Here is an 11,778-nt window from a genome sequence, read left to right on the forward strand (position 1 = left end):
TAAAATTCAGATCACATTATTTATAATGCCTGAAAATCCCAAAATCCGTTGGTGTCCAAAGTGCTGCTTTTTGACCTGCTGCCTTTAGCCCGTCATTGGCCCAAGTGTTGCAAGTGTAAGTGAAATTATACGCACCTTTTGCATCGTAGAACGCATCATTGTTTCCGTAAACTGCGTCGGTTTTTATGCAGTGGTAGTTTCCCGCAGAATCTTTATCGAATTTGTTATCGATGAATTTGATCAATGCCTGGTATTGTTTTTCTGTCAGCATTATCTTTTTGCAGTCTTCTGCCACTTTCATTTCATGATAATACGTGCAATGCATCGCCGAATCGCTGAGCCAGAATGCAGCTTTGAACGCTGTAGAGAATTTGAGGTCTGCCCAGGTAGGCGTGTTGAGATAAAATCCCTTGTCGCCCCATCCAAAAGAGATAAACTTGAAGTTTTCTTGTTTAGATTTGGTATTGCTGTAAGGTGATTTCTGACTCCAGTCTATAAATTTTGTTTTGACAGGAACTACGAGATCCGTATGTACGCCATTGGTAAGAATGTAGGCTTCGATGACTTTGGGATCGTCGGTTTCCTCTGCGGATACAGGAATTAGTGGCAGCAGAATGCCTAAAATTACATATAAAAAAACGGCTCCTAGTATGAAGCCGATTATTTTAAAACTTAATAGTAAGGTTTTTTTCATCTTATTTGGTTTCCCGAATCTTGCGAAGGATAAAGTTAGCAAAAATTTTGACATTAAATCAAGATGTTAATTTTTTTTAACAAATCTTGGTTTTACAGAATTTTATGGTGAAATTTATTAGCATAAAAACATCAAGATATGCCAAAAAATAGCCAATCCAACAAAAGAAAGACGATTAGAGTAAAAGTAGCCCCAAAAAGAGTTCAGAAAAGAAAATGAATTTGAACGGGATTTTATTCTGACAAGAAATCAAGATTTCTTTTTAATCCAGAAAACTTGGTTCTCTTCACTGCTGACTTCTTGAAAACTGATGAAAATATCTCCTGGGTGATGTCTTTCCACTCTTGTTTTGTGAAATTTCTGATCTCAGAATTTGGTCGGAATTTCTCTTCCAGTGTTGGCGCAGAAAACCGGTTCCACGGGCAAACATCCTGACAAATGTCGCAGCCAAACATCCAGTCCTCCATCTTATCCTTGAAAAAATCCGGGATCTGATCCTTCAATTCTATGGTCGCATAGGAAATGCATTTGCTGCCATCTATGATCTTGTCTGAAACAATCGCCTGTGTCGGGCAGGCATCAATGCATCTTGTGCAGCTTCCGCAATGGTCTGTGACTTCATCATCCTGCACCAGATCCAGATCGCAAATGATCTCGGAAAGGAAATAAAATGATCCGTTTTTCTTAGTAATGAGATTGGAGTTCTTTCCCACCCAACCCAGTCCTGACTTCCTGGCCCAAGCTTTTTCCAAAACCGGCGCTGAATCTACGAAGACCCGAAAAGCAAACTCCCCTATCTCCGCCTGAAGTTCGCCCACCAAAGTTCTCAATTTTTCTTTGATAACCTCATGATAATCTTCGCCGTAAGCATACTTTGCCAGCTTGAAATCAGAATTAGTTTGAAGTTCTTCCGGAAAGTAATTGTAACTGAGAGAGATGACGGATTTTGAACCTTCTACCAATAATCTTGGGTCAAGGCGTTTGTCAAAATGGTTTTCCATATAGCGCATCTCGCCGTGGAAATTGTTCTTGAGCCATTGTTCCAAATGGGGCGCTTCTTCTTCCAGAAAACCGGCTTTGGAAATACCGCACGACTGAAAGCCGAAAGACAAAGCTTTGGATTTGATCAGTTTGCTGTATTTCTCTTGGGTGTTCATTTATAGTGCAAAAATAATGTTTTAAAATTTGATATAATCAATCAAAAATTCGTTTAGCCCCAACCCTAAAGGGAGCCTAATTTTTATTTGAAATTAAAAATTTATATTGTAATTTTGTTAATATTAAACTTGTAAAAAATAACACTTATGGCAATAGAAGACGTATTAAGAGCCGGAAATTATCACCTGATCGATGTTCGTGAACCTTTGGAACTGGAAATGGACGGACAAATTGAAGAAGCTCAGAATATCCCCTTAGGAGAATTGGAAGACAGAAAACAAGAGGTTACAAACCTTAGCGGAACGAAAATCTTTTTTTGCAGATCCGGAAACAGATCCGGGAAAGCAACAGAATATTTCAAGTCTGAAGGAATGACCGATGTTTACAACGGCGGCGGTTATAATGATCTGAAAGAGGTTTTGGATAATCTTTAAGTCTCCGATAGTAAAAACAGTTTTTACCTTTCACCCTAAAGGGAATTGATTGAATGATTACAAAATTAAAATCGTCCTGAAATTAAGATTTTAGGACGATTTTTTTTAGTTTTTACCCCTTGATAATAACCATAATACCAAAGCGACTATACCGACTACGACAATGATTCCCCACCACATACCGGCTTTGAAAATAGTTTCTACTGCCTCGCAGCTTGTCAACATCCCTGCTAATACAAACAGTGGAATGAAATTCATATATTTTTTCATAGTGTAAATATTTTCTGAACAAATTCAAACTTTGCGCCAAAGCCTTTATATTAGTAATAAATACTTATTTTTATCAAATCAATAATGAGTGATCGTTACAAAAAAAAGCCACCTGATGCGGTGGCTTTCCTATGCTTTGGGAAATGCTTTTTCCTGTGATTTTCTGGCTTGTCTTTCTTCAAATTTCTTTACAACGTAACCAATGATGAAAGGTGCTGCATAAGTTAAAACGGTTTTAATCAATCGTGGATTCATAATTTTAAATTTCTCAGAAAGTTACAAGAAGTGCGCCATTTTTGAAATTGGATTTCAAGAAGTAAAATTAATGTGATTTGCAGACTATTTTATTTATATTGCTGATCATAAATGAAGTCACCATTAAACAACACTTAAAACTATGTTATTAGCAATCATATTCCCCTTTCTTTCCTTTTTATTGCGTGGTAAAATCATCACCGCTGTCCTCTGTTTTATTTTGCAGATTACCGTTTTAGGTTGGCTTCCCGCTGCGATTTGGGCAACGATGTCTTTGAGTAATGAGAGAGCGGAGAAACGGAATGAGAAGTTGATTCGGGCGGTAAGGGAGAGTAGAAATCATCATTAAGTATATTTTGGAGATAGGAAAGAAAACATCTTTAAATTTACATAAAGCAGTTAAATGAAACTGAAGTGATGCCCTCAAATATAATTGCAATCAATTTTGGATTATTCGAGTCTGAAAACGAATATATGCGGTATGTAGTTGGGTCATAAAGTTATATGAAACATATGATGATTGAGCAATGATTAAATGAATTGATTAGGTTAGAAGATTTTATTGATTCTATAGTTAGTAAAATAAATGATATAACCATTGGCTTTGATGATGTAGATTTGGCTAAAATTAAATAAAAATTCAAAACGAAGGATAACGCTTTTTGTGATTCTAAGTATAAGTATATTTCAGATATAAAAAAAAGGATGAGCACCTCGCCCATCCTTTTCTATTTTAAAAATTTATCCGAATCAATATCCAAAAATCTCTTCCAGACTCACCTCTGTGAAGGTTCCCATTTTGTTGATGGACTCCATATTCAGGTTTTCTTTTTTTCCGATGATGGCGGTGTTGTAAGACAATGGCTTCACTTCGGTGTTATAGAAACCGGTCAGTTCCGGTAATGTCAGGGTTTGGATCTCTGCATACACATCTTTTCTGATGTCGTGGTCTACACCCAATTTCTTTAGAGAAAGCTGGTTGTAGAAGATCGTAGTTCTGTTGATTCTGTTGGATGCAATCTGTTTCAGGGCAGATCCTTTGGCGTTCTCGAACTGAGCCGGTATTTGCGGAAGTTCTACCATCAATTCACTCATTGCAGCAACTGCCAAAGGCAATTTGTTGGCCTGAGTTCCGATGTAGTTGGTCACGTAATTCGGTTTGTTGATCTCTGTTGCATTCGCATAAGAAACGTACGCAGAATACGCCAGCGATTTACTTTCTCTGATTTCTTGGAACACAATAGATGACAATCCACGCCCGAAATACTCATTGAAAACACTTGCCTTACCGAAGTTCGCTAGGTTCACGTTGCCTGCTTTTGCCACTTTGGACATTTCCATCTGCACCATATCGTAACCGGTGAAATATACTTTGCCGTCCGTAGCCAGCTCTGTATACTCTTTGGCTTTTGCAGGCTGAAGTTTCGTTGCCAGGATGTATGGTTTCACTGCTTTTTCAAGACCTTTTTGATCTTCGCCGTAAAGGAAAACCTCATATGGAAAGTCGTTCAACGTTTTGATTTTTGACATCAATTCATTCACGTTGATGCTCTTCAAACGTTCTTTGGAAATCACATCTGTCATACGGGATTCTTTTCCGTACTTGGCATAATTGGTAAGTGCTGCCATAATTCTGGTTTTGTCTTTCTTCGCCACATCCCTGGATTCCAGGATCGTTTTGACGGTCTGGTCGTAGATGGATTGGTCAGCTTTCACATTGTTGATCCAGTGGTTCATCAGCTCCACACCTTTTTTCATATTGCTTTCCAGTCCGCTGAGGGCGATGATCATCTGGTCATTGGTTGTTCTAAATTGGTTGGTAATACCCAGTTTGTAGAACTCTTCCTTCAATTGTTCCGGCGTGTATTTGTCCGTTCCAAGATATTGAAGAACTGTTACACCCAAAGCCAATTCCTTATCATTATCTGTCCCGAAAGGAAACACATAATTGACCTGAGCCACCTCGTTATATTTGTTTTTAACGAAGCTTACTTTTTTATCTTTTATGGTTGAAGTTGCGATTGCTGTATTAAAATCAATAAACTGAGGTTTGATGTCAGACGATTTGGCATTGATGATTTCTTTCAGGAACGGCGATTGTGTTTCTCTGTTCAGTTTGATTGGCGTGATACCAGGGTTCTGAACACGAACTAATTTATCATTCACACCTTTTTCTTTGTAAACCACCACGTAATTATCCTTGAAGAAATCGTTGGCAAATTTGACCACATCGGCTTTCGAAATGGCTTCATACTGATTGATTTCGTCCAATTCTTGTTCCCAAGATCTGTTGTTGATATAAGTCGAGTATAAAGTCGTCGCCAATCCGTCCGCCGTTTCCCAGCCTTTCATTCTCTGGACTTTCATATCGTTAACGATGGCGTGCAGCATCCAATCCGGGAACTGTCCTTTTTTCACCAATTCTATTTGATCAAGCAATAACTTTTTAGCCTCGTCAAAGCTTTGTCCGTCTTTTGGAACCACACTCAACACAAATGCCCCATAAGTTTTGAAAGCCGATTCGTAAGCGCCGGCACCAAGGGTTTTTTGTTTTTGATTAATATTAAGGTCAATGAGACCGGCATCGCCATTGTTACTTAAAATTTCAGCAACAATATCCGCCAGTCTTGCATCCTGAGTTCCGTAAGAATCTGTTCTCCAGGCCAAAGTCATTCTAGGTGTAGAAGGACTTTTTACCGTTCTGGAAACCACGGTGGTCATTGGCTCTTCCGATACCATTTTCTTCATCGGAAGTTCTTTATATTTGAACGTCCCGAAATACTGATCCACCATCTTGATGGTTTTATCAAAGTCCAGATCACCGACCAATACCACTGCCATATTATTAGGCACGTAATACGTATCAAAATATTTGTGGATGGCAACCATAGAAGGGCTTTTCAAATGCTCCGAAGTTCCGATGGTCGTCTGCTGACCGTTTGGATGTTTCGGGAAAAGCGCTTCCATCATGGCGTAGTTTACCAGTCTTCCGTCGTTATCCTGAGCACGGTTGAATTCCTCATAAACGGCTTCCAATTCTGTGTGAAACAATCTCAAAACCAATTCTGAGAAACGTTCTTTTTCCACTTTCAGCCATTTTTCCAATTCGTTGGATGGGATGTTGTTTTTGTAAACGGTTTCGTCTAGCCACGTGTGGGCGTTGGTTCCGGTGGCACCAAGAGAAGATATTGCCTTGTCATACTCGTTGGCAATCGCATATTTGGAAGCTTCCTGAGAAACCTCGTCTATCTTGTGGTAAAGTGCTTTTTTCTTTTCCGGATCTTTTTCCGCTTTGTGCTGTTCGTAAAGATCTGAGATCTGTGCCAATAAAACTTTTTCCTTTTCCCAATCCTGAGTTCCCAAATGGGAAGTACCTTTGAAAACCATATGTTCCAGGTAGTGTGCCAGTCCTGTATTGTCGCTAGGATCGTTGTTGGAACCTGTTTTTACGGGAATATAAGTTTGGATTCTGGGAGCGTCATCATTTTTTGCGAGATAGACTTTCAGTCCGTTTTTTAAGGTGTAAACACGAACGCCGGATTGGTCGTTCTTTACAGTTTCATAAGTATAACCTTGATTGTCGGTTTTGGTTTGTGTTTCAAATTTCTGTGCCATTGCATTCATCATAAATAAGAGTGAAATTGAAATAAATAGTTTCTTCATACTATACTTTTATTTTTTCTGGAGCGTAATTTACGCAACATTTTATTAGTTGCCAATTGTTGGGGTTTGTTACGTGGGTTATTTTCGCTGGCGCGAGTTTCTAGCTCGTGTTATTTATTAAGCACGAGCAAGATGCTCTCGCTAGCGTTGGGAAGTTGTTGAATGAATAAGGATTGCACATGTGTTTTTAAAATGTGAATTCGAGTATTGATATTTGTATTTCGTTTGATTAACAGATCGCTCCTACGGAGCTATTTGTGAAAGTTAAAGGCAAATTCTAGTAAGAGTATGCCTCTACAAGGCATTTAAATATTATCATTTTTATAAACAAAATATTTAGCTGAATCCACTTCGGTTTGAAATTTATTTTTTTATGCCTCGTAGAGGCAACCTGTTAATATAAAATAAATAACATTTGAAAATAGCTCCGTAGGAGCGACCCGTTAATCGCAGTTTTATTCAATCCATCCGAAAACATATTTGTCATCATATTCGATGTCAAATTTTCTTAGAAAATCTAAATATTCTTCTTTAAATGTTTTCTTTTTATGATGTTCCTCTTGGTTTAAAATATATTTGACCACATTATCTACATGACTTTTGGAATATGAAAACGCGCCATAACCTTCCTGCCAATTAAATTTACCAACGATCCATTTTTTGTCGTTAATGAATTTTGATGAACCTGCCTTAATATCTCTTACCAAATCCGAAATCAAAACGTTAGGACTGATGCTCACGAGTAGATGAACGTGATCTGGCATCGCAAAAATGGCGAATAATCTTTGACCTCTATTGGAAACGATTCCTGTAATAAATTTGTGCAATTCATCCCGATGTTCTTTTGGAATCAGGTTTTGCCTTCCTTTCACTGCGAAAACTATTTGAATGTAAATTTGGGTATAAGTGTTTGCCATATTGTTTTATTAACAGGTCGCTCCTACGGAGCTGATTTTAAAATGATATTTTTTTCTATTAACAGGTTACCTCCACGAGGCACGTATCCATAAACAATATTTATGGATGTGAAAAGACTGGCAAAGAATGCAGAATTGGGATTCTTGAATCATTAAAACATCGTTTGTGTATCTCACAAATATATTTAAAATATTAATACAGGAAATGATTTAAATTAAAATTTTACACAAAGCCAACTTCAAAGATTTGCGTTGGTTATTAAATAAAAACGGACTATGAAATCAAAGTGGAATATGGATTGCTTAATATAACACTCAAACCAATTATTCAAACTAAAATTACAATTTATATGGACGATCAAATCACAAGAAGAGAAGCACTGGACAAATTAATAGACATCATTACGCCTGAAGAATCTGCTGAGGATCAGGACAACATTTGGCAAGACAATTTGAAGAATCAAACCGAATCCCATCTGGAAGATCCCACTTCAAAACATCCCACACCACCTTTCAACAAACAGTTCCAGCCATTTCCAGGATTGGCCGCCAAGATGGATCCTGTGCCGGATCACGGCGAAGACAGCTATGTGGGCTCCGGCAGACTGACTGGCAGAAAAGCCCTTGTGACGGGCGGCGATTCCGGGATTGGGCGTGCAGCGGTAATTGCGTTTGCAAGAGAAGGTGCAGATGTGGCAATCAATTACCTTCCCGATGAAGAGTCAGACGCTAAAGAAGTGATAGATCTCATCACTAATGCCGGCCGAAAAGCAGTCGCAATACCTGGCGATATCCGGGATGAAGCATTTTGTAAGAGATTGGTTTCTGAAGCTGTCATACAGTTGGGAGGTTTGGACATTCTGGTCAATAATGCAGGTCATCAAAAAAGCAACGAATCTATTTTGGATATCAGTACAGAAGATTTTGACAGAACGATGAAAACCAATATCTACGCGCCCTTCTGGATCACAAAAGCAGCATTACCCTATTTGAAGCCGGGTTCCAGCATTATCGGATTATCATCGGTTCAGGCCTATGATCCTTCTGCAGATCTTTATGATTATGCACAGACCAAAGCAGCGACTACAAGTTATGTGAAATCTTTGGCAAAACAATTAGGACCAAAAGGCATCCGCGTCAATGGTGTTGCGCCGGGCCCAGTGTGGACAGCGCTGGAAGTGAGTGGCGGACAAACGCAGGGAAATCTGGTAAAATTTGGGGGCGATACACCATTGGGAAGACCGGGACAGCCTGCGGAACTGGCTTCGATTTTTGTACAATTTGCAGACAACAACGCTAGTTTTGCTACAGGACAAATCTATGGCTCGGCTGGCGGAAGCGGTCAACCTTAATTTAATAATCACTTATTTTAGGAATTGATAAAGACCGTAATGTTTGTAACGGTCTTTGTTTTTTATCTATCTAATAAATAGAAACAGTGTTAAGGCTATCATTGTTATAATTGTGAATATGACAGTAAGCAGTTTAAAAATATTTTTGTTTTCAGTTTCGAGTACCATAAATCTGCGTAGGATCAAATACAGTATATATGAAACAATAATTGCAATTATATCAATGATGATGGCAAATACAAGCCTACCAAAAATTATTTCAGTGGAATTAGTCTTTGCAGTTTCTTCAGATCCTATAAAAAAAAATTAAGGCTTATCAAAATAAAAACACCTATCACAACAACGATAGGAAAAATATAAAAATGTGATGAAATTTTTTAACAGATTTTTAAATTATATCACACTCAAAAAAGCCATCGTGTCCACATCATCTGCGTAAGTATCCAAAGAGGGATTCTGCGTTTCTCCAAAACCAATAGAGTCTAGTCCTAATTCTGGTTTCGCCACAATGGCTTGGATTTCAGCTCTGTTATCTTGCACAAATTGTTTCGCATCTTCCAAGGTTTCATAACGGGAAAAATTAACTACAGATAATGGACTGAACAGTTTTTCATCTTCTCTCAGCATTACAAAATTATTATCCCAGAAAAGGTCTTGATTTAAAAGATAAACGGCTCGGTTGTAATCGTAATTATTTGCGTATTTGTTATGATTGATGATGTCTTTATAATGAATAAAATTCTCAAATAATCCATCCACTTTCATGTCATTTGGAATCAAAAGCTTGGTGACATTTCTACAGCCCAATCCAAAATATCTGAAAATATCATCTGCCAACAGCTGCAGTTCTTCTACGGTTTCATCACCTTTCAAAACAGCGATAGATGTTCTGTTTTTGCGGATAATACTAAGGTGGTTTCTGAAGTAATATGCCAGATATCTTGCAGTGTTGTTGCTTCCTGTTGCGATCACAGCATCGAAGTTTTCCAGTCTTTCAACAACGTCATATTGGATTTCATTATTGGAGAACTCATTCCATACTTCTACCAAAAAAGGCAATACCAGTTTGTCCTTAGAAGATAATTTGATAACCGGGATATGATTGCTCAAGACCACCGAGATGATGTCGTGGAAACCTACCATTGGGATGTTCCCGGCAAGGATCAGTCCTACTCTTTTTGGTGTTCTGGACAATTGGTATTTGGACAGCCAGTTTTCGATAGTTTGTTTCGTTAGAAGTCCCGCCCATTGTTTCAGGTTGTAAAGTTGATTCTCTTTGGTAAACCAAGGGTTTTCAATTTCGGAACGTCTGATGAGTGCGGAGAATTTCTCTTCCTTTTCATGATATTGCTCTTCTGTCTTGTCTAGGAATCCCTTGATGAAATGTCCTAATTTTTCGAGTCCCAAAATTTTGTTTTCGTTCAGCATAGCTGGCTTTTTTTTTGTAATTTTGCACAAAATTAAAAATAAAATAGCAATGGCTATCAAGATAACTGATGAATGTATCAATTGTGGCGCGTGTGAACCGGAATGTCCCAATACCGCCATCTATGAAGGCGCTGTAGATTGGAAAGCATCGGAAGGAACCGATTTGAAAGGAATGGTGGTTCTCTCCTCCGGACTTTCTGTGAATGCAGATGCAGCGCAGCAACCGGTTGCAGACGATTATTACTTTATTGTTACAGACAAATGTACCGAGTGCAAAGGTTTCCACGAGGAGCCTCAGTGTGCCGCCGTATGTCCAGTTGACTGTTGCGTTCCGGATGAAGATAATGTAGAAACCGAAGAGCAACTTTTAGCTAAAAAAGCATTCCTTCACAACGAGTAGCAATTGGCGAATAGCTTATAGCCGATAGCTTTGTTCCTTTAAGAAAGATATTAAATCTAATTTCTAAACTCTAACATCTAATTTCTATCAATAATGAAAAAACATAATTTCAGCGCAGGTCCAAGCATTTTACCACAAGAGGTTTTTCAAAAATGTTCAGAAGCCATCTTAGATTTCAACGGTTCGGGATTATCACTTTTGGAAATCTCTCACAGAAGCAAAGATTTTGTAGCAGTAATGGACGAGGCTCGTGCTATCGTAAAAAGACTAATGAATCTGGGCGATGATTATGAGGTGTTATACCTGCAAGGCGGTGCAAGTCTACAGTTTCTGATGGTGCCTTACAACTTGCTTTCTGCAGACGGAAAAGCAGCTTACACCAACACCGGAACTTGGGCAGCGGGAGCGATCAAAGAAGCTAAAATGATCGGCCATGTTGATGTAGTTGCTACTTCAAAAGAAGCCAATTACTCTTACATTCCTAAGGCATACAAAGTAGGTTCAGAATATGATTATTTCCATTGCACGTCCAACAATACCATCTTTGGAACACAAATAAAAGAGTTTCCGAAAGTAGATACACTTTTGGTTTGTGATATGTCATCTGATATTTTCAGCAGAGAATTGGATTTTTCCCATTTTGATTTGATCTACGCTGGTGCTCAGAAAAATATGGGTCCTGCAGGCGCAACTTTGGTCGTAGTGAAAAAATCGATTCTTGGAAGAACAGGAAGAACCATTCCTACTTATCTGGATTATGCCATTCATATCGATAAAGAATCAATGTCAAATACGCCACCAGTCTTCGCCGTTTATGCATCTTATCTGACTTTGAAACATCTGGAAGAAAATGGCGGTATTGCGGCTGCAGAAGCTAGAAATAATGCTAAGGCCAAATTGCTGTATGACGAGATCGATAACAATCCACACTTCCAAGGTGTTTCTGCGGTAGAAGACCGTTCGTTTATGAATGTGACTTTCACTTTGACAGATGAATCCAAACAAGAAGCTTTTGATGCAGCCTGGAAAGCTGCAGGAATCAGCGGACTGAATGGCCACAGAAGTGTTGGTGGATACAGAGCCAGTATCTACAACGCAATGCCTATCGAAAGCGTACAGGTTTTGGTAGATGTGATGAGAAGCATCTGATATCATTGCAATAAAAAATAGAAACGTCTTCAATTGGTTTGAGGACGTTTTTTGTTAA

12 protein-coding genes are annotated in these 11,778 nt (G+C 38.6%); 5 read left to right on the forward strand and 7 right to left on the reverse strand.

Features of this window, described 5'->3' with window-relative positions:
* Nucleotides 1-16 precede the first annotated feature (16 nt).
* On the reverse strand, nt 17-694 hold the full coding sequence (locus tag F564_RS0103660) for a TIGR02117 family protein (RefSeq protein ID WP_028121414.1): 678 nt from the start codon (nt 692-694) through the stop codon (nt 17-19).
* Nucleotides 695-927: 233 nt separating this feature from the next.
* Nucleotides 928-1,851, reverse strand: a complete 924-nt coding sequence (gene queG / locus F564_RS0103665) for a tRNA epoxyqueuosine(34) reductase QueG (protein ID WP_028121415.1) — start codon at nt 1,849-1,851, stop codon at nt 928-930.
* A gap of 147 nt (nt 1,852-1,998) precedes the next feature.
* Between queG and F564_RS0103670 the strand changes: the two genes are divergently transcribed.
* Nucleotides 1,999-2,286 carry a rhodanese-like domain-containing protein gene (locus F564_RS0103670; protein ID WP_028121416.1) on the forward strand — a complete coding sequence of 96 codons (288 nt, stop codon included), beginning with the start codon at nt 1,999-2,001 and terminating at the stop codon, nt 2,284-2,286.
* A gap of 105 nt (nt 2,287-2,391) precedes the next feature.
* Here F564_RS0103670 and F564_RS0103675 read toward each other — a convergent pair whose 3' ends face one another.
* Both F564_RS0103675 and F564_RS21095 read right to left on the reverse strand, forming a co-directional pair.
* Nucleotides 2,392-2,556 carry a hypothetical protein gene (locus F564_RS0103675; protein ID WP_028121417.1) on the reverse strand — a complete coding sequence of 55 codons (165 nt, stop codon included), beginning with the start codon at nt 2,554-2,556 and terminating at the stop codon, nt 2,392-2,394.
* Nucleotides 2,557-2,685: 129 nt separating this feature from the next.
* The gene (locus tag F564_RS21095) at nt 2,686-2,811 is read right to left on the reverse strand and encodes a hypothetical protein (protein WP_262493663.1); all 126 of its coding nucleotides are present in this window, start codon (nt 2,809-2,811) and stop codon (nt 2,686-2,688) included.
* A 142-nt stretch (nt 2,812-2,953) separates the two neighbouring features.
* On the opposite strand from F564_RS21095, the gene F564_RS20130 reads away from it, so the two are divergent.
* Nucleotides 2,954-3,160, forward strand: a complete 207-nt coding sequence (locus F564_RS20130; RefSeq protein ID WP_076605649.1) for a YqaE/Pmp3 family membrane protein — start codon at nt 2,954-2,956, stop codon at nt 3,158-3,160.
* 401 nt (nt 3,161-3,561) lie between these two features.
* Here F564_RS20130 and F564_RS0103685 read toward each other — a convergent pair whose 3' ends face one another.
* Nucleotides 3,562-6,474 (reverse strand): M16 family metallopeptidase, encoded by a 2,913-nt coding sequence (locus tag F564_RS0103685; protein ID WP_028121418.1) that lies wholly within the window; start codon nt 6,472-6,474, stop codon nt 3,562-3,564.
* Nucleotides 6,475-6,929: 455 nt separating this feature from the next.
* Entirely contained in the window at nt 6,930-7,391 is a 462-nt protein-coding gene (tnpA, locus tag F564_RS0103690; protein WP_028121419.1) for an IS200/IS605 family transposase, read from the reverse strand.
* Between the two features lie 350 nt (nt 7,392-7,741).
* Between tnpA and F564_RS0103695 the strand changes: the two genes are divergently transcribed.
* On the forward strand, nt 7,742-8,743 hold the full coding sequence (locus F564_RS0103695; protein WP_028121420.1) for an SDR family oxidoreductase: 1,002 nt from the start codon (nt 7,742-7,744) through the stop codon (nt 8,741-8,743).
* A gap of 393 nt (nt 8,744-9,136) precedes the next feature.
* Here the strand turns inward: F564_RS0103695 and F564_RS0103700 are convergent, their stop codons facing one another.
* Nucleotides 9,137-10,171 (reverse strand): acyl-CoA reductase, encoded by a 1,035-nt coding sequence (locus F564_RS0103700; RefSeq protein WP_028121421.1) that lies wholly within the window; start codon nt 10,169-10,171, stop codon nt 9,137-9,139.
* 49 nt (nt 10,172-10,220) lie between these two features.
* Between F564_RS0103700 and F564_RS0103705 the strand changes: the two genes are divergently transcribed.
* Nucleotides 10,221-10,571, forward strand: a complete 351-nt coding sequence (locus F564_RS0103705; RefSeq protein WP_028121422.1) for a 4Fe-4S dicluster domain-containing protein — start codon at nt 10,221-10,223, stop codon at nt 10,569-10,571.
* A gap of 93 nt (nt 10,572-10,664) precedes the next feature.
* Nucleotides 10,665-11,720, forward strand: coding sequence for a 3-phosphoserine/phosphohydroxythreonine transaminase (serC, locus tag F564_RS0103710; protein WP_028121423.1), 1,056 nt, complete (start codon nt 10,665-10,667; stop codon nt 11,718-11,720).
* The last annotated feature ends 58 nt before the right edge of the window (nt 11,721-11,778 follow it).

Source organism: Epilithonimonas tenax DSM 16811, assembly GCF_000428485.1.
Lineage (GTDB): Bacteria > Bacteroidota > Bacteroidia > Flavobacteriales > Weeksellaceae > Epilithonimonas > Epilithonimonas tenax.